Annotated in this window: 15 protein-coding genes and 2 pseudogenes; 9 read left to right on the top strand and 8 right to left on the bottom strand. The window is 64.8% G+C overall.

Annotated elements, in window-relative coordinates; translation table 11 throughout:
• Positions 1-434: 434 nt before the first annotated feature.
• On the bottom strand, positions 435-1,265 hold the full coding sequence (locus tag AB0J02_RS23425; RefSeq protein WP_363195685.1) for a trypsin-like peptidase domain-containing protein: 831 nt from the start codon (positions 1,263-1,265) through the stop codon (positions 435-437).
• Positions 1,262-1,549: a CU044_2847 family protein gene (locus AB0J02_RS23420; RefSeq protein ID WP_363195684.1), complete on the bottom strand. Its 288-nt coding sequence runs from the start codon at positions 1,547-1,549 to the stop codon at positions 1,262-1,264. The genes AB0J02_RS23425 and AB0J02_RS23420 overlap by 4 nt, the downstream gene beginning before the upstream one ends.
• Before the next feature lie 281 nt (positions 1,550-1,830).
• Between AB0J02_RS23420 and AB0J02_RS23415 the strand changes: the two genes are divergently transcribed.
• The 3 genes from AB0J02_RS23415 (at position 1,831) to AB0J02_RS23405 (ending at position 3,548) form a co-directional block, all read left to right on the top strand.
• Positions 1,831-1,998 carry a hypothetical protein gene (locus tag AB0J02_RS23415; RefSeq protein ID WP_363195683.1) on the top strand — a complete coding sequence of 56 codons (168 nt, stop codon included), beginning with the start codon at positions 1,831-1,833 and terminating at the stop codon, positions 1,996-1,998.
• A complete protein-coding gene (locus AB0J02_RS23410) occupies positions 1,995-2,477 on the top strand; it encodes a hypothetical protein (protein WP_363195682.1) in 483 nt (160 codons plus the stop codon). The genes AB0J02_RS23415 and AB0J02_RS23410 overlap by 4 nt, the downstream gene beginning before the upstream one ends.
• Positions 2,478-2,567: 90 nt before the next feature.
• On the top strand, positions 2,568-3,548 hold the full coding sequence (locus AB0J02_RS23405) for a hypothetical protein (RefSeq protein ID WP_363195681.1): 981 nt from the start codon (positions 2,568-2,570) through the stop codon (positions 3,546-3,548).
• 270 nt (positions 3,549-3,818) lie between these two features.
• Here the strand turns inward: AB0J02_RS23405 and AB0J02_RS23400 are convergent.
• Together AB0J02_RS23400 and AB0J02_RS23395 are read right to left on the bottom strand one after the other, a co-directional pair.
• Positions 3,819-4,712 (bottom strand): annotated as a pseudogene (locus tag AB0J02_RS23400) (ATP-binding protein); the annotation flags it as partial.
• A 207-nt stretch (positions 4,713-4,919) separates the two neighbouring features.
• Positions 4,920-5,084, bottom strand: a pseudogene (locus AB0J02_RS23395) (pirin family protein); the annotation flags it as partial.
• A 95-nt stretch (positions 5,085-5,179) separates the two neighbouring features.
• On the opposite strand from AB0J02_RS23395, the gene AB0J02_RS23390 reads away from it, so the two are divergent.
• Positions 5,180-6,334: a site-specific integrase gene (locus AB0J02_RS23390; RefSeq protein ID WP_363195680.1), complete on the top strand. Its 1,155-nt coding sequence runs from the start codon at positions 5,180-5,182 to the stop codon at positions 6,332-6,334.
• A gap of 46 nt (positions 6,335-6,380) precedes the next feature.
• Here the strand turns inward: AB0J02_RS23390 and AB0J02_RS23385 are convergent, their stop codons facing one another.
• The 3 genes from AB0J02_RS23385 to AB0J02_RS23375 all read right to left on the bottom strand — a co-directional run bounded on the left by AB0J02_RS23385 (position 6,381) and on the right by AB0J02_RS23375 (position 10,977).
• Complete coding sequence (locus AB0J02_RS23385; RefSeq protein ID WP_363195679.1) at positions 6,381-6,566, bottom strand: helix-turn-helix domain-containing protein; 186 nt, start codon at positions 6,564-6,566, stop codon at positions 6,381-6,383.
• 353 nt (positions 6,567-6,919) lie between these two features.
• A complete protein-coding gene (locus tag AB0J02_RS23380; RefSeq protein ID WP_363195678.1) occupies positions 6,920-10,705 on the bottom strand; it encodes a hypothetical protein in 3,786 nt (1,261 codons plus the stop codon).
• 101 nt (positions 10,706-10,806) lie between these two features.
• The gene (locus tag AB0J02_RS23375; RefSeq protein ID WP_363195677.1) at positions 10,807-10,977 is read right to left on the bottom strand and encodes a helix-turn-helix domain-containing protein; all 171 of its coding nucleotides are present in this window, start codon (positions 10,975-10,977) and stop codon (positions 10,807-10,809) included.
• A gap of 1,188 nt (positions 10,978-12,165) precedes the next feature.
• Here AB0J02_RS23375 and AB0J02_RS23370 point away from each other — a divergent pair.
• The 5 genes from AB0J02_RS23370 (at position 12,166) to AB0J02_RS23350 (ending at position 17,482) form a co-directional block, all read left to right on the top strand.
• Entirely contained in the window at positions 12,166-12,672 is a 507-nt protein-coding gene (locus AB0J02_RS23370) for a Pycsar system effector family protein (RefSeq protein ID WP_363195676.1), read from the top strand.
• Positions 12,673-12,691: 19 nt separating this feature from the next.
• The gene (locus tag AB0J02_RS23365) at positions 12,692-13,369 is read left to right on the top strand and encodes a Crp/Fnr family transcriptional regulator (protein ID WP_363195675.1); all 678 of its coding nucleotides are present in this window, start codon (positions 12,692-12,694) and stop codon (positions 13,367-13,369) included.
• A gap of 275 nt (positions 13,370-13,644) precedes the next feature.
• Positions 13,645-14,355 carry a hypothetical protein gene (locus AB0J02_RS23360; protein ID WP_363195674.1) on the top strand — a complete coding sequence of 237 codons (711 nt, stop codon included), beginning with the start codon at positions 13,645-13,647 and terminating at the stop codon, positions 14,353-14,355.
• A gap of 743 nt (positions 14,356-15,098) precedes the next feature.
• A complete protein-coding gene (locus tag AB0J02_RS23355) occupies positions 15,099-16,784 on the top strand; it encodes a hypothetical protein (RefSeq protein WP_363195673.1) in 1,686 nt (561 codons plus the stop codon).
• Between the two features lie 182 nt (positions 16,785-16,966).
• A complete protein-coding gene (locus AB0J02_RS23350) occupies positions 16,967-17,482 on the top strand; it encodes a hypothetical protein (protein ID WP_363195672.1) in 516 nt (171 codons plus the stop codon).
• A gap of 6 nt (positions 17,483-17,488) precedes the next feature.
• Here the strand turns inward: AB0J02_RS23350 and AB0J02_RS23345 are convergent, their stop codons facing one another.
• Positions 17,489-18,004 carry a hypothetical protein gene (locus tag AB0J02_RS23345; protein ID WP_363195671.1) on the bottom strand — a complete coding sequence of 172 codons (516 nt, stop codon included), beginning with the start codon at positions 18,002-18,004 and terminating at the stop codon, positions 17,489-17,491.
• Positions 18,005-18,328 lie beyond the last annotated feature (324 nt).

The raw sequence follows: 18,328 nt of genomic DNA, 5'->3' as shown, positions 1-18,328 counted from the left end.
GGCCTCCTCGTGATCGCCCTTGCGCATCTTCACGGCTGCCAGATTCGCGAGCGTGCGAGCGGCGGCGATTCCCGATGTCCCGCGCGCGCCGGGGCCGTGGTCGAATGCCAGCAACACCGAAGCTGCGGGCAGCTTCCCCCGGTTGGCCAGGGTGACGGCGAGCTGATTGCGCACCCCGCTGTCCAGTTGACGCATCCCCGTGTCCCGCAGGGCGCTGGCCGACACCTGTTCCACCAGCGCCGACGACTGATCCTCGAGGCCGAGCGCGTCGAGCAGGGCGCAGAGGTAAGCGAAGTGCTTGCCCGCCGACGGGGCGAACATCGCGCGCGAGTCGCCGCGCAGATCGTTTATTGCCTCCGTGAGTTCGGCGAGGCTCCCGGACTCACCGGCCAGGGCACGCTCCGCCCGGGAAATGGCCCACTGCCAGGAGCCGTTCACCCGCCACCCCCTCCGAAATCGTTCTCGATGGCGCGTCGTGCCGCGATGAACTTCAGCTCGGCTATCTGCGACGGATCCAGCACTCCTGCCTCGGCCCACTCCTTGAGTCGGTGGAACCAGTCGTCGAGCTTGGCACCGTTCGTCATGACGACGGACTCCACCGCGCTGACCGTCTTCTCGACCTGTGGGCCGGGCGGACGGAGCACGTCGATGAGGTGGGACAGCTGTAGATGGTCGAAGCGGGAGACGGCCTCCGCGATCGTCGCGGCGAACAGGACGTTGGCCGCGCGCCGCCCGTCGGCGCGGTCGAGGCCCTGCTCCAGAAGGATGCCCACGACGATCGGTTCGTGCTCCTGCGTGGCGCTCTCCACCGGGCCGCCGGAGTATCCCGAGTAGTCGCCGAGTACCTGATCGACCGTCAGCTGGAGTGCCTCGATTGCAGCTCCGCCCTGACAGGCGTAGTCGTGCGACTGCGCGTCGATGTTTCCGCGCAGTTTGGCCTCGTCGAGGCCCGGGCGGTACGGCCCTTCCCAGCGGTCGCCGACGAGAGCGCGTCCCGCCTTCCTGATCATCCTCAGTGGTACGTAGTGACGTGCTCCGATCTCGATCAACGCCAGGTCTGCGCTCTCGTCCTGCCTGCACACCCGGCCATCGATCCGGTTGCCGTCGGCCAGGACGATGTGCACGCTCCGGTCGGTCGTGCTCAGACCCCGCAGGCAGTGCAGCGCGGTAAGGACGTACCGTGGCGTCAGCAGGAAGCCTCCGCCGAGGCGCTGCTGAGCCTGGTACAGATCGACCCAGCAGTCCGGGTCCGTCACACCTGTCATGGCGTACCGGAAGCCCGCTCCACGGTCAGCGTGACCTCGAACGATGCCTCAGCCGAAGCCTTCGAGAGGATGACTCCCGCTTCGGCGGCGAGCGTCAGGCCGAAGGTGACCTCCATGCTGGAGACCCGCCAGCCGTCCCGGGACGGAGCCTGTGCCAGGGCCTGCTGTGCGATTGTGGACGCCTGTACGATCGCCTCTTCGACCTCGGCGGAGCGATCGGCGAGCGGCGAGGTCGTCCGGGTCCGGCTGGCGATCTGCCGGTTGCCGACGGCATCGAGTGCCACCGTTTCCACCCTGACCTGAGTCATGAACTTCGTCGCCCCCGTATTCGGCTGCCCCGTACGGCAGTTGAGTGATCCGGCTCGAATGGACCGATCACTATCAAAGCGCGTGGGGCGTTTCAGCGGCAAGGGTTCGCCACATCACACGGGCTCCATACGGGGCAGGGCGGTGACGAACACCTGGGTCGTCATGTAGGGCTCGGTGACGAACTCGGTACCCGTCGCACGCAACCGCGCGGATTCGCCCAACAAGCTGGAGACCCCCGGCAAGGCGTTCCGCTGCGGTGTCGGCTGAGGTGGAGAAGGGGCACAGCGTGCACGAGGACCCGGCGTGGGACGAGGCCGATTTCACGATGACGGCCGCGATCCGGGGAGTGCTGCGCGAGCATCCGTGGATCGGGCAGGTCATCGCGGACATGATCTGGACGAGGACCTGTTCAGCCTCGCGGTGAAGCGGGCAGCGGCCTACGGTTTCAGTTCCACCCGCTTCGGCGCCGGCGCCGAGCTCGGCGGACAGCGGTGGGCGCACGCCGATGCCGGCGGCGACTGGTCTCAAGACGGGCAGGAGCGACAGCTCGGCCGGCTGACGGTGTATCCCGCCACGGACCTGCGCCGGCAGCATCTGTCTGTCCGGCCCATGACCCGTATCCTGACCGATTCCCTGAACCGAGTGGGCGAGTCCGCGCTCACGGGCCTGCGCGTCAGCGCGTCGGCGCAACTCGCCGCGGATGCCCGGTTCGATCTCGTCGGCGACGCCGACTGGTACGCGCTGGCCGCGCCGGACGCCCGTACCCGCACTCCCAGGCTGACCGAGTGTCCTTCTACCACCCGGTACAGGACGTGCTCATCGAGCATGATCTCGCGGTCTACTGACGTCGCTCCCGAACGCGATGGTGCTGAACGCCGCAGCACCCACGCGGCGATGAGGTGACTCCAGGGTCACCTCGCCGCAACGATACGACCGGATGCTGCACCGCCCCGAACCCATGCCGGGTTCGGGGCGTCACAGGGACCGCCGCGCATGGCCGCCCTTCACCGCATTCATTCCATTCCGACCGCCAGCCTTGGGGGCCTCGTGCTCAAGAACACCTTGCCCACCACCACACTGATGGCCGCACTGACCCTGCTCCTCATCGGAGGGGTTGCCGTCGGGTGCGGCCGGGAGAGCGGCGCGGACCATGACACGGATTCACGGGTAACCGAACCGGCGGCACCAGAGTTGAAGCCGCGGGCCCGTGAAGGCGCGGCCGCGTGGGACGGCTCCCGTGCGGCCCAGCAGTGGCGTGGGGGATACCACCCCATGGCGGAGGTGACCGAACTGCCCGACGGCGGGCTCCACAGCGAAGACGACAAGCGCGCATACGAAATCGGCAACTTCGCCCTGGAAGGGAACTTGCCCACCGCGCCGAGGAACGATGTGTCCGTGAAGTGGGCCGACGGCAGCGAGCTGCGACTCCGTCCGGTCGAGGCACGTACGACGTACCAGGCCCTCGCCCGCGCCCGCAGCGCAGATCCTCATCTCGTCGTGACTGGTGCGAAGCTGGGCTCGATGCAGGTGGCAACGAACCGAGGATCGGCAACGGGGCCGGCCTGGCTGTTCGCCCTGAAGGGATACGACCGTCCCCTCAAGCGAGCTGCCGTCGCTCCTTCCGGGCTCCCCGAGCCACCCATCAGCCCAGCGAAGAACGTCTCCACGGCAGTACTGGCGCCGCTGGGCGGTCTGACTCACATGGCCCCCGACAGCTCTGCGATCACTGTGGTCGCCACGCACGGATCCTGCGACGACGGACCCGCGGTGGAGGCCCTGGAGACCGAGGAGAGTGTGGTGCTCTCCGCTTCCGTCGCCAACTCCCAAGAGGGCAATTGCCCTGCTGACATGAGCAGCAAGAAGATCACCGTGAAGTTGAAGCGACCTCTCGACGACCGTGTCCTCTTGGACGCTGCCACAGGCCGACCGGTCCCCTACCGCCAGTGGCCGCGTACCTCGCCTTCCTGGAGCTGAACGTCAGACCGAGGACAACCTCGTGGGCATCGACGAATTGGGCGAGCCGACGAAGCGGTTCCGCCAGCCGAATTCCTTGACCAACTCGGCGAACACGCCAACCAGCGCCTGACCGCAGCGGAACAAGAGCTCAAGTTCTTCGCTGCGCCTGTCTCCCCGAAGTGTGGGCAATGACGGTCCGAGCATGGGAGAGACGGTCCTCGCGTTGCGTCAGCGGAGACACCGGAGCGACTGCCTGGAGTGGACGCAGGCGCGCTCGGGAGGGAGCGGTCAGGGAGCCATGTGGCTGTCGGTGTCGAAGAGTTCCCGCTCGCGGGGGTGCAGTAGGTGTTGCGTGATGAATGAGCGGTCTGCCACCTTCCATAGGCCGCGCCCCTTGGTGAGCGCGGGGACGGCCTGTGTTTCGATGCTGGTCAAGCCCAGTAGGGCTGCCGAGGCGGCGAGTTGGTCGGCTTCCTGGCGGTAGATGATGCGCGTGGAGCAGTCGGTGAGCAGTCCTTCGGCGAGTGCGCGGCCGCGGGATCCGGCGTCGCCTGCGGTCAGCAGGTCGGACAGCCGGTGGATGATCATCATGTTGGCGATGCCCAGGTCGCGGGAGAGCTTCCACTGGCTCTGCATGCGCTCCAGAAGGGCAACGTGCCGCATCACTCGCCATGCCTCGTCGCAGATCACCCGGCGGCGGCCACCGGTGGGGTCCGCGAGCGCGGATTCCATCCAAGCGGATGCGCAGGTCATCGCCAGGACGAGCGCGGTGTCGTCGCCTGCGCCACCGAGCCGGGACAGGTCGATGGAGAGCATTGGTGCGGACGGGTCGAACGCCACGGTGGAGGGGGCGTCGAACATCCCGGCCAGGTCACCGTGCACGAGGCGGCGCAGGGCGTGGGCGAGGTCCTCGGCGGCCTGGCCGAGGCGTCCGGAGAGTTCGCCAAGCGCACTGTCGAGGCGCTCGGGGGAGCCGAGGACGTGCGCGATCTGGCCGAATAGGGGAGTGGTGCCGGTGGCTTCAGCGTCTGTGATGACCTGGCCGAGCGCGATGTCGAGGGCTGTGTGTTCCAGCGGGTGCAGCTCGCGGCGCAGGACGGTTTTCGCGAGCGAGCCGAGCAGGAGGAGGCGGCGCTTGCGGACCTCGCTCGCCCAGTCCTGCTCGTCGACGCCGGTCGGTCGCCGGCTAGGACCTGACGGGGCGTCACGAAAGTCAGCATTGGGTCAGCAGCAGTCCGACCAAAGCTGGCTACAGCTGACGAAACTTGCGACTCGTAAGTGGGGGCTCAGGCATCCCGAGAAGCGTTTGCGATCGCGTTGGAGGGAAGTCGGGCGAGTCGACTCTGCTGCTCGCCCGACCTCACGTGGCTCACGCCGAGAACAGTCCGTTCAACGCACCCGACCTCGGGGTTTAAGCGGCACAGGCGGCAGCTCGGGCGCATCCAGACGCCCGCCGTCGTACCCCTTCACATCCCCAAATCGCGACCCGCTCATCCAGTCCTCCCGCGCCTGGGCAATCTCGTCCTGCGACCTGCCGATGAAGTTCCACCACATATCACGGTTCTGACGGTTCTCCCCAGGTCAGAGGCGTGACAGACCCTCGGCAGTCAGCAAAAGGTCAGCATCGGACGCCGAGGAGTCAGCACCACATGGCAGCACGCAAGCTCACCCGAGGTATGGGCACCTTCTTCAAGGACTGCGACCACCCTGAGGCCCGGTGGTCCAAATGCCCGCACCCGTACAAGATCCGTTACCGCAACGCCGGGGGCCAGCAGACCGAGGAGGCTGGCTTCGCGCGGCAGGACGACGCGATCGACCGTTTGACGGAGGTCTACAACGAGAAGAGGCGTCGGCCGGGGTCCCGGGCGAGGGCGGAGCGCATAGCGAAGTACGGGGCCATGCGGTTCGAGGAGTACGCGGAGGAGTGGAAGGGCGGCCAGCGGCACCTGGCCGTCGGGTCCATTCGCCACCTCGACTCGCTCTTGGAGCATCACGTCTTCCCGGCGATCGGCAGCCGGAAGATGGTGACCTTTGATCACAAGGTGGTCGACGGATTCATCCGGTCCATGGAGCGGGCGCGGACGGGCTTGGCGACGCAGTCCAACGCCTTCGACAAGGTGCGCGCGATTCTCCTCGACGCTCATCGGCTCGGCCTGTACGCGGACAACCCCCTGGAGGGAGTGAAGGCTCCGCAGTACGACCCGGAGCGGGCCGTGATCCCTTCGCTGGGGCAGCTGCGGGTGCACCGGACGGCCGGGGACGACGCCTTCACGGTGCTCGTGGACCTGATGAGTGGCTGCGGACTGCGCAACGGAGAAGCGGCTGCCGTCAACCTCAAGAACATCGTCGCCGACGACGTCTACCGCGTGAAGGAGCAGGTGGTTCAGGCGACGGGCAAGTACGGCCCGTTGAAGCACCGCAAGGCGGGGGAGTATCGCGATGTGCCGCTGCCGGCACGAGTGCGGGAGACGATCGACTGGTACGCCGAGAAGTACGGCACGGTCGACGGGTACCTGTTGCGCCAGCCGACTAACGCAGCGAGGCCGTATCCGCACTGGGGGTTGTCGAACCAGTGGAAGCGGATGAGGGCGTCGAGCGCGGTCGACATTCCAGACGGCATGGTGATCTACGGATACCGTCATTTCTTCGCGTCGAACTGCCTGACCAACGGCCTCGCCATCACGGATGTCGCGGAATGGATGGGGCACAAGAGCATCGACGTCACCTTCAAGATCTACCGGCACTTGATGCCCGGGTCGATCGGGAAGGCGGCCCAGGTGCTCGATGTGGCGTTGGCTGCATGAGGTGGCGGCGGCTCCGGACGAGCGAGCGTAGGAGCCGCCGCTATCGTCATCCGAGTCGTTGCTGTCGAGCCCAGGCATCCACGTCGGAGGTCTTGAACTGCAACTTGGCGTTCCTACCGGCCCCGAACTTGTACGCGGCCAGGCCCAACCGAGGTGCGTCACGATAGACCCAGGCGACGGACATGTTCAGGTACGCGGCGGTCTGCTTGGCATCCATGAACTGCGGGCGCATTGGACCTCCAGGATCGGCGTGGGGCATCAGTGTCGATCCCAGGCGCGGCTTGGCCAGGCCGGGGAGACCTGGGATCGATGCCCCGAGAGGTGGAGGCGCCGCCGGATCCTCCCAGTGATCTCCGACCAGAGCTCTGAACAATGAAGGGCTTGGGCAAGCTCCGCAACGTCGTCGAGCAGAGTTCGTCCCCCTCCACCTCTTCGCGCGCCCTGCCCGTGCGCTGGGAACGTCGCCTTTCGTCTCGTTGGGCTGGAGTTTCGATGTCGTGGGCATCGGGCGCATGCAGTTCGGCGGGCAGGACGCCGTGTCCTGATCCTGATTGCACGAACGTCGGCGACGAGACGCGGTACGGCCTACTCCAGGCCCTGATGCCGTCGTTCAGCTGCGTGGTCCTCCCGCCGGGCATCAGCTTCGTACGACTCTGCAAGCGCTTTGAACAGCTTCTTTGTCCGAGGCCATGCGCGTGCGTGTTCAGCCTGTTCTCGGTAGGACTGGGCCAGCTCCGATTCTTGAGCTCCGCCATCCAAGAGGCCCCGGCTGGTCACGCCTCGTTTGTTGTAAATGCCGATTCTGAGACCTCGTTCAAGATCGCTACTGTTGATCTCTTCAAGAAGGTCTCGGACAGCCTCCGGGATCTGCAAGCCATCCGGGTCGGGCGGGGCGGAAGCAAGTACTTGACCGATCTGCTGGTCACCGATTTGGGCGCGATCTCTGACAGCTAGTTCTGCCCGTGCCGCCATCACCCACGTGCGCAGTGCAACGCTGTCCAGGCTTCCTTCGGCCGTAAGCCCGGGACATGTGTGCAATGCGTGGAGGACTCCGTAGGCGCGGCTTGCGATATTGCGTCTATTTTCCTGTTCGACGGGATCTTTCAGGTCTTCCTCTGCAGTGGTGCTGGGTCGGAAGGACCACGTCACCAGATCTGCGAACGCCTCAGGTTCCTCAACCAGCGTCTTGTGAAGTACCGGAGCCTCAGCATCGACCCCAAGCGCGGGGAAGAAGAGCCACTCCAGACGGAGGATGCGTTGACGCCCGACGTGCTCGTGGTGCCGGGCCAGCAGCGCGAAGAGCTCCCGAAAGCGTGACTCGAGTCGCCCGATCTCAGGATCGCTCAACCCAGCTGCGATGAGGTCTTCGAGCCCGGTGATGACAATCTCAGCAGCTTCAGGGCTGTCCGCCTCTCTCTCGTACAGGAGGATCGCGTCCAGCGCTGCTGCGGGACGGCCGGCGCCCAGCAGTGAACTGGCCGCATCGAGAGCTTGCGGGAAGTCGGAGCCGAGCCCGTAGTAGGAGAACTCACGCCAATAATGTCCTGCTACTTCCGGGCCCAGCTCGGCGAGCTTCAACCAAGCTGAGGCTGGGTCCGGAGCGAGTCGCAGAATCATCGCCTGAGTCTGCGGAACCTCTGTGAGCGAGAGAAGCCTGTCTCGGAGATCATTTCCTTGGTCCCATATACGCCGACGCAGGTACCCCGTCGCGACCTCCCTGGCCGGCGCGCTTTCCTCTCCAAGCCAGGACAGCAGCTCTTGGTCATGGGTCTCGGAGTGCTCTGCCAAAGCGACGCCCACCAGGTATGCGAACTCTGTTTTGGAGGCCAGTGCCATGATGGCCCTCAGTCCTCCGTTCGCGATTGTTTCCCCGACTGCTGCGGCCCGCCGAGCGAGAATTTCCGCGTTGTAGGCCGCGTGGTTGTCACGGCGCCTGATGTCGCCGAGCGTGATCCAGTCAGATTGGAAAAGCCAGGCGTACCGCTGTACTGGAGTTCGAGGCTCCAGCGCTGCGCACGCGTCTTGGAGGGGGCGTAGCTCGTCCGCGGGCAAGGCCCATTCGGTGTCCGAATACTCCTGGTGCCGGGAGATCTGAGCACGCAGCGCATGGTGGAGAACCGAACGCTGATCGTCATCTTCCAGGCCTTCGGCTAGCTCGATCAGCCGTTGGGCCACCTCAGAGCGTTGCTTGGGAGGGAGATCGTCAATTTTGCCGATCAGGTCTACATAGAGCTCGGGCGCGGCACTGAGTTCATCGAGGAGCAGATCGACGACGGCGGTGGTAACGGCCCATCGATCACGGTGGGTGATAGCAGTGTCCTTCTTCCAGTCACGAAAACGCGGACCAGGATGGCCTATTTGCGTCGCGTGGCTGCCAGGAATGAGCTGGAGGAGCAACTTGCGACCGACTATCGGTTGCCTCCGCGCCAGTCGTCGGATCACGCTGATGCGATCTTCGGAGCGGGCGGTCGTGTTGGGAGCCCATGCGCTGAGAATCCCCACCAGACTTGCGAGGGGACGATTCGAGAGTCGACCGCCTGGGTCCAGGACAGCCAGCGCTGTCAGTACGTCGACTGCGTCATCGAGGTGCTCCGGAGACCACGCCAGGATCTCCAAGGACCACAAGAACCTTGTGTGGGGAGAATTCGATCCAAATCCCATGTTGTCAGGCTGGTTGTCGGTGAACATGAGGGCGTGCAGGGGCGTGTTGCCACTGAGGCCCTCGTGCATCGCCTCCACGAACTCTTCTGGAGCGGCCTCAGCCAGCAAGGTGAGCACATCACCCAGGGAACGCCACAAACTGTATGAGTTATCCGTGTTGGCCTGCTCCAGCAGATCGCGGACCACCAGCCGTGCCCATCGATCCCCCGGGATGCCCTGGGGGCCTCGTAGGTCCGCGCCCATGGTGCCCAGGAGGGCGAGTGACTGAGCGAGCCCCGTGCGGAGTGTGTGTGAGAAGCGTCGACCCACACCCATGACCCCGGCCCTCCACCGCTCGCTCGGATCTAGGTCGAGGGTCGGGTCCGTTTCAGTCAATACCTCCAAGGCTGCCGCCCGGAGGGCTTGGAGATCGTCGCTGTTCAGGGATGTGCCGAGCAAAGTCCAGGCGTCCTCCGCTGCGAGCACGTGCCACCTCTCGTCCAGGTGGCCGAGGAAAGGGACGTCGGCCCCGGTGGTGAGTTCCCGGGCCCGTTCCTGCAGCACTTCGTACTCAATTCCCAAGCACTGTCCAACCACACGGCGATCTTCCTGATTGTCCCCGTTCCAGGAATTCAGCAGGAGCAGCCGTCGGCGGACCACGTCAAGCGTCGAGTTCCGTTCCGGCGTGAGTTGCTCCGGGTGGTGCGCCAAGGCCCGCCGCAGCGCGAGCAGGCTGCGGCGACCTAGTGTGCCGAACCGGGCTGCACGCTCGTACGGCATGCCGGTGGACTGCAGCAGGGCTTCGACGGCCTGGCTTTGGATCCTCGGCACGTTCACGTCGCACGGGCCGCCGGGCATAGCCGCCCAAATCAGCTGGTGGTGCTGCTGCGGAATGTCCCGCGCGAGCGCCGCGTCTGCGAGGATCAAGATCAAAGGCTGGTGCTGAGCCACTAGTTGCTCAAGGCTGTCTCTGTCGGAAACGAACAGCACTCGCGTCCCCACATGACTGGAGCCCAGGATCCCTTCCTGCTCTAGGGCAGCGGCGACGAAAGCACAAACCTCGTCAGGGCGCAGATCACCACCTAGCGTGATCACGGACCGCCCGGTTGCTATTACGGCATTGAAGTCGGTGGCAGCCTTCTCTCTCCCGGCCAGCACCACCGTTCGGTCCAGTGGGACGCGTGTCGAACGGAGCCAAATGTCGGTCCACCACGTTTCCAGAGACCGCACGCCCGGCAGTGCCTTCTTCAGTCGGGCAGCAAGCCATGCCGTGGTGGCGGGTGCCTGTTCCAACCAGAGGTCGATCGTGTCGAGGTTGTACCCGCGAACTTCCCGCCACCGACCATTCTTGGTCTGGCGCTCGGTCCAGGTTCGAGCATCTCTCCACGTGTCGAGGATGACCTCTACGTAGGTGATATCGCTGGTGGCGAGCCCGTTCGGCCCTTTCGTTCTTTTTTCGTAGTCGTCCTCGGCCTTCCTGTTGCCGCCGCCAACAGACAGCTCCCAAACCGAGGTTCCCGCTGGCACGAACGCCGATGATCCCGACGCTGTGACAATGCCGTCGAAGCCTCCGACCGCTATACCGGAGCCTCCTGGCATGTCCAAGGACTCCAGGCCGCTTGCTGTCTCGGCTATCAATCGCCTGACGAGCAGCGGGAGCACTGCGTCGAAGCCCGCGTCACCACGTGCCTTGCGAAGATCGTCGCGATCAATTGGCGGCCATGCAGTCATGCCCCGACAGTACTGCCACCCACTGACACTCGTTCTGGAGTCGACGCTGCCGACGCCATGACCCCAAGCGACTCGTGCGAAGCTCTGGAGCCGCCGCAGTGTCAGCCGAGTCGTTGCTGCCGAGCCCAGGCGTCCACGTCGGAGACCTTGAACTGCAACTTCGCGTTCCGACCGGTTCCGAACTTGTAGGCGGTCAGGCCCAGTCGGGATGCGTCGCGGTAGACCCAGGTGACGGACATGTTGAGGTACTCGGCGGTCTGCTTGGTATCCATGAACTGCGGGCGCACCGGACCTCCTGGTGTGGGGTGGGAGTCCAGTGTCGGCCCAAGCCGCAACTTGGTGGGGCTGGGGAAGGCCTGGTACAGCCTCGCTCTACGGCCCCGGTTCGGCCCGAACCGCAGGGCTCGGATTCCTCGATCGGTACCTACCTCAAGCTGAGATAGCCGGCACGGATGGCTGGTTATGCGGAAACGCAGCGACGCTGGCGTCCGGGCAAGGGTGGAGGTTCGTGCGCTCAGGAGTTGACCGAGGTGTTCTAGGTGGATGCCGTATGCCGCACCAGAGTTTGCTGGAAACGACGTCTGTGAGCGTCAACAGTTCGAACTCAGTGGCGGGTTCAACTTGCTGCAGTTGCGCTCAAGGTGTTCCTACGGGCACGTTGATCAACATTCTCACTGGTACCTCCAAGTGACGTCAGCAGGTGGCCCGCTGACCTGCGTTTTTCCTGGTCAGATTGATTTTCATCGGTTTTGGACCTTGGCGGCGATTAGCGGTCGATGGCGAGGTTGGGCGGGGCTGATGCCGACATTCCTGACAGAGCGTCAAGCGGTGTCGGCCGATGCCTGTTGCCCCTTCGCCAGTATCGATCGAGGAGCCGCAACGGGCACCCGCCGCGTCCTGAACGGTGTGCCGTCACGGTTGGCCGGTTGATGGTGTGCGGTCTGCCGATGTTGCCCTTGCGGTGTGCCTTATGAGCCAAATGCGATATACGGAGCAGATGGATCCGGCGAAAGGAACGAGTCAAGCATCTCGGTCGTGACCGTTGTCGAGTGGCGCGCCGGAGGCTTGAATCCAGCACTTTCGTGGAGTGGTTCCTGTGTCAACGGTGCATGAGTAGACAGTGGGGTGCTGCCACTACTTTTCGCCATCGAGGATCAATGGCGGGTAATCGATTGAGTGCCGCGTGTGTAGCTGCGTTGTGCGAGTGGTAGCTCAAAAGCCGTGATTCGGAGACTGCGATACATCTTGGCGCCGGGCATGTCTCGGCGTATTTCTCAATGGCGGCGGGAGAATCCAGAACTCTCTTATCGGGATGCCGTGCACTGGCATTCCGTATGGATTCATCAGCGTTTTCTGCTGCGTGACGTGTATGGCTGGAAGTGGAGATTTAAATCCACCCCCGAAGAGCGTGCTGCAGTTCAAGTAAGGAATTTCCGGCCGACACAGGAGCAGTTGGCGCGATGGACGATGGTTCGGGACTGACGCCGATCGAAACGGCCTGGCGGATGCATGGGGTACTCATCGATTGGACTGGTAAAGCCGACAGCAAGGCGGTGTTCGTGCTGACTCTCCAGTCGTCCGTTCTCGTGGTGACCGGAACCCTGGTCGGATCGAGACACGGAATCGGTGACTTGAATGGTGCTGGGGAGCGCGTGATTCTGGGGGCGGGAGTGTTACTCCTCATTCTTGGCCTTTGTCTCGCGGTGGCCGCAGTCTCGCCCCGGCTCGTTGGGAGGGGTGGTGGTCAGGTTCGGAATCACGATTTCCTCTACTTCGGTCACCTCAGGAGTTGGAGTTCTGATGACCTTGAAACGGCGCTTCGCGAGGAGGATCCATTGCCTGTGCTGACAAGGCAATTGATCGTGATGAGCGATATTGCGTGGTCGAAGCATCGTCGTGTGCAGTGGTCATTGCTTTCGGGCCTTGTTGGGCTGCTCTTGATCGCGGGAGCCATGGCAATCAAGTAGCTCGCAGACAGGGGGACGAGTGAATTTCCGTGACATGGTTCCCGCTGGAACGTGGCAAGAGTTGATCGAACGGGGCAGGCAGATGTACTACCGGCGAGGTGCCGTGCTCCTCCGCCAGGGGGATCACTCGGAATCGGTCATCGCTCTTTCCGAGGGCACTGTGAAAGTAACTCAGGTGACTGAGGCCGGCGCCGCCCTCACCTTGACGCTGCGGGGGCCGGGGGAGGTTCTGGGTGAGATGGGGGTCATCCTCGATCGCCCCAGATCGGCAACCCTCGTGGCTGTCAGTCCATGTACAGGTTCCGTCATCGCTGCGGGGGTCTTCCTCGAGTGTCTCAACCAACTCGACCTCGTCCCGGCGGTCTACCGGCTCGCCGTCGACCGCATGCAGCACACGGAGCAACTGCGCATGGATCTCATCAGTCTGCCGCCGGCCGCCCGGATCGCGCGGGTCGTTCTGCATCTCGCACTTGAAGTGGGCCGCCCTGCCAGCGACGGGATGCGGGTTGATCTCGGCATGCCGCGCGAGGAGTTGGCTGCCATGGCGGCAGTCGGCCGGTCGTCTGCCGTACCGCTGCTGCGCAGACTGCACGAGGAAGGTGTCCTGGAGCTGAACCGAGCGCGGCTCACCGTCCGAGACTTGCCCCGCCTCGAAGAAGCGGCTTGCAGCACCGGACCGTCCGAGCGCGAGATGTGACGCGCCTCATGCCTGAACCGTCCGACGCTGGACGGTTCCACCCTCGGTGTTCCGACAGCGTTGATGAGGCCGGAGATGCCGAATCCCCCTGTTAGTCCAAGCACTTACGCACTCGCGCGCGGACCCGAGAATTGAGGCGATGAACCATGACTCCTACCGAGCCGTCCCCCACGGCAGCCCCTGAGGACTCCGGGCAGGCTTGGAGCCCGCTGTTTCCCTACCGGGCCGTCCTCGCCGTGGACGCCCGAAACTTCAGCGCTCACACGAGCACAGAAATGCAGCAGATCAACGCTGACATTCAGTCCTTGCTCGATCGGGCCCTGCTGAGGATCGGGCTCCGCAGCCCGTGGGAGCGCCGTAGCTTCGGACAGCACACCGGTGATGGCTACGTTGCGGGACTTGAGCCGATGATGTTGCCGGCACTCGTCGGTTGCTTCCCTGAGGCCCTGCAACAAGAGCTGCGGGCCCTGCGGCGCAAGCGGCCCGAGAGGCCACCCTTGCAGCTACGGGTGAGCATTCACGTGGGGCCACTGCCCGACAGTGGCCTCGGCGTTCCCATGGTCCACACGCACCGTCTCCTGGACGACCAAGCGCTGCGCGATCTGCTTTCAAAGGCGGATCCAGAGGTCACCAACACGGCGGTGATCGTCTCGGAGCGCGTGTACGAGGACGTGTTCGAGAGCGGTTGTCAGACCGGGAACACCGTTCCGAGCCAGTTCAAGTCACACTTGGTGCGCGTCAAGACGTTCGAGCGGCCGGCCCGGCTCCACGTGCCGGGACTGGACTGGCGCCTTGCCGACAGCAACATTTTCGACGTGCCGGGCGATGCTCCCGGGAAACCGGGAGCAGATACTGCCTCGCCGCCGGCGGGTCCGACTGTTTCGCCCGTCGCCGGAAGCGTGTCCTTCCACCAGACCGGGAGTGGGCCCGGCGCCATGCAGGGAGTGAACAACCACGTCCACAACGACTTCCGGGGGCAGAGTTGATCGACGACGAGGCGGAGCAAGACGGAATGCGAATCTGGCGACAGAACGGCAACGGGGGCACCGCGGGTGAACGGGAGGACGACGGTGGTGCACGGCCCCCGGGCACCGACGACGGCCCAGCTCGAACTGAACCTGTGAACGCTGCTTCTGAGGAAGCGGCCGCACCCCTGCAGAGACCTGCTCGGCCGGGGGATGGTGGCCCAGCGGGAGCACTCACCGAGCAGTTTCATCAGCGCTCAGATCCGGCAGGAACGCCGGTCCATTCGTCACACGCAGAGTCGACTAGCCCGGTGAACTTCATCGACCCTGGTGAGGGTTTGGCGCCTCAATCCACTTCGGGTTCTCTCTTGAAGTCAGCGCCGCCAGACCGTGTGCCTCACGCCCCTTCGCCTGGGCCAACCGAGGAGCTCGGCCCGGCCCCGCGTATCGAGGGGGCGCCCGATGCGGCCGACATGGTGAGTCGAAGGTACGAACAGCAGGTCCACGGCGGGCAAGCTCTCCAGGGCGAACGCATCAGCGTCACGAACTACTGGAACGGCGAAGCTGTCACAAAGACTGCGGTGTCCGCAGCAGATCTCGCTGTTACTGGGCCAGGCCGCTACGTGCCCCCGCGGGATCCGGGGAAGCTGGGGGAGGCTGAAAGCCGACTGGCTTCGCGTGGCGTCGTCGTGCTCAGTGCGCCGCCTGGCAACGGGAGGCGGATCACGGGCTTGAAGCTGTTGCGGACGGTGAGGCCGTCTGGCATGGATGCCTCGTACAGCGACGGGCTGGTCCTGTATGACTTGGAAGCCGAGTGGGCGAAGGTACGCCTCGGCGCCCTTCCCCGGATCGGATGCGAGGGGTACGTGCTCGACCTCACGGAACTCCCCACCACAGAACCGCCTTCGCTCTTCGCCTCCGAACTGGCCGGCTACGGAGCCGAAGGACTGCGCAACGGCTGGCTGCTCGTAGTGCTGACGACTCCCACCGTGTGGAGGGGTGGTTGGCTTGACGCGAGCCGTGACTTCACGATTTCCCTGCCGTCTCCCGACGCGCGCGCATTGGTCGAGCGGGAACTGCAGGCGCGGGGAGCGGACTCTCGAGTGCACTGGCTGGGCAATAGGGTGTTCGACGACATCTGGCGTACCAATCCGCCCGCCGAAGATGCGCGCCGCCTGGCACGCATTATCGGCGAGGCGAAGAACGCCGATGACACCGTGCCGCGGCAGGCACAACTGGACGACATCGCCGCAGAGTTCCAGGGCTGGCACGACGCCATCGAAGATCTTTTGAACGACGTTCCGAATGGGCCGGGCAAACCCGGCCTGTTGGCCAACCGGATCACGATCTGGGCCGGCGCTCTGCTGCACGGCGGCCAGGTCCGATCGGTCCTCAAAGCTGCAGACGCTCTGATGTCGGACCTTGCCATTCCCCGGGAAGCCGCTAACGTGCTCGGGGACGCCACGTCGTCACAGCGGCTCAAATCCGCAGGGATCACCCCGCGTGCTGGACATGCCTTTCACGACGAAGACAAACACGACCTGGCACCTGCGATCCTGGCCAACTTGTGGTCTGAGTTTCCCACCGAGCGAGACCTGCTGAACAAATGGGCGGTCGCGGTGGCTGCCGCCCCGGAGGTCACGGACGAGGATGCGCGGCACGTCACCACCCGGCTTCTGCAGTTGGCCACGTCTCGTCGCGACGGCGACATCCTCGACGCCATTGCCACCGGTCTGAGTGGATCGCGGCGCCCTCTGGCAGCAGGGGCACTTGCGGACGCCGCCCTTGACCCGCAGATCGGTAAGTACGTCAGAAACCGCCTCTACGGTTGGGCCAGGAAGTCCTCGACCGCACCCCAGATCCTGGCGCTTGTCGCCGAGGTCTGCGGCGGGCGCCTGGGGGAGGTGGAGCCACGTCTCGCCCTCACTCGGCTCCGGTGGGTGGCAGGTAGCAGCGAGCTCGGTGCCACTCCCGTGACACGCGCTTTTCAGAACCTGATCGTGCAGCATCCGCTCCGGGTCCGTGAGGCGGCGAAGGTGTGGTTCAAGGACGGCAATCTCGAAGAGACACGTTCTGTCTTCCTGGCCATGGCCTCCAGCGACGAAGGCGCCGGATTCCTGCTGGAGTCCATCGTCGACGACACCAGTCGCGCCGCATTCGTCCGTGCTTGGCAGCTCCTACTTTCTGACGACGACGCACGCGAGGCCGCGAACGCGCGACTCAGCAAGTGGGGCGCGCTCGTTGAGGAAGGAAAGCTCCCGGCGGACGACCTTGTCGACCTCTTGGCGGAGGTCTACGAGCCTGCCGTGTACCGAAGCGGCCTCGAACGGTTCTTTGCCGCTGGCCCCGACTTCGAGGAGACATTCTGGGGTCGAGTCCTCGCAGAGACCCTTGTGCGTCGCAAGGTCCGTAGGCAGCGTGAGGAACAGGAGCGGGCTGCACAACGATGAATCTGAGTCTACGACGTCACCCGCGCGCCAAGATCATGTGCACCTGGCCGTCACTCCTGCCAGGAGTTCGTTTCACTGCCACTGGGAGACTCGTCTTCATTGCGTCCCCTGAACTTCGACGGCGGGGGAGGGCTGCTGCCCGAGCTGAGGCGAGGCTCGCCCTCGATGCCCTGGCGAAGGAGGTGACGCGGAAGTTCGCCCCGGCCGAGGTCCAGGTGGCGGAAGAGAAACTCACCCTGGCTGCATCAGACTTCACTGAGGTGAAGGATCACCCTCAAGTTCAGGTCAGAGCCCGGCTTGCCCTGTCCTTGACTCGGGAGGATCGGAGCCGGTCCCAGGCGTACGAAGATGCAGTACGCGCGGAGCGACTGCGTCATGCGCAGGAGCGGGACAGGCTCACCTACTTACGTGCAACAGTGCTCGCTGAACCGGCGCTCGCACGCACTTGGTGGTTGGAGCAGCAGCGAGACCAGTTGGCTGCGCTGACGTGGCAGCAGTTCAACGACAAGGTGCTGCCCAGCGTTGCCGATGCAGACGATGCCCACGCTCGCGCCGTGCAGATCGCCGAAGTGCTGGCGGAGGTCGTTGAGCAACTCGGCGATGATGCGGGACGGCACAAACGGTTCCTGGAAACGACACGGTGGGTGCTGCGGGAGATGGGGTGGGCCGCCGCAGCCGACCGGTTACCTGCGGAATAGGCGCCCTCAGAGCCAGGCTACTTCCTCGCGGTGTGAGGCAGACGTCACGCTCTCGATGTCGTTGGAGTGACGCGGAACTGATTGGATCACCCGCATCAGATGGTTCAGCGAGCGAATACGCTTCGGGAGCCGCCACCACGCTGAGAAGTACAGGTTTTGGGCCGTCCGGGGGAGTTCGAGTAAGGCCTTCAGCTTGTCGGCCTCATCCCGCTCGGAGATCCAAACCATGCGTGACGTGAACGCGAACCTGATCGCCACATCACGCAGCACGAACACGAAGGACAGCGGAGCCGTACTGTCTGCCAGCTCCTCGGTGGCTTTGGCCAGCTGCTGCCGCCACCGCGCACCCTCACGTTCGAGACTGGCCCGCACGGGAGCGGCGGCGTCCTGCGGAATCGTCAGGTTACCCAGGAGGGACCCGGTGACGACGACCGTGAGGATAGCGACTCCGGACCCCTCACGTGCTTGGTGTCCAGCCTGAATCCGATGATTCGGGGCTTCGAGGCGCGGCACGACGGTCATGCTCGCATCGGTCGTCGTGAGGACGGCAGTGACGACGGCGATGAGGAGGGGGGCCAGTTGTGCATGAGCGGCAGTGTGGGCGCCTCAGGTGCGCTGCGAGGTCGGTTTCGTGAATCTGCCCTATTCACCCGGCCCACCCGATCTCCCCTACCTCGATCGCGCGCACCACGGGGAAGGGCGGGGGGCTCGATGTTGCAGCACGTGGCTCTCCCGCGCTCGGCGGCGGCCGAGCGCGGGCATCGCGTGGAGGTGGCTCTGTGGCTGGCTAAGAGCTCGTAACACGATCATGGTGAGACGCGGTCTACCCTTGTTGGGGTGTCGTCC

The organism is Streptomyces sp. NPDC050264 (genome assembly GCF_040655895.1).
In the GTDB taxonomy this organism is placed as follows: domain Bacteria; phylum Actinomycetota; class Actinomycetes; order Streptomycetales; family Streptomycetaceae; genus Streptomyces.
Note: the sequence above shows the minus strand (reverse complement) of the source record. Positions and strands in the feature narration are given on the sequence as shown.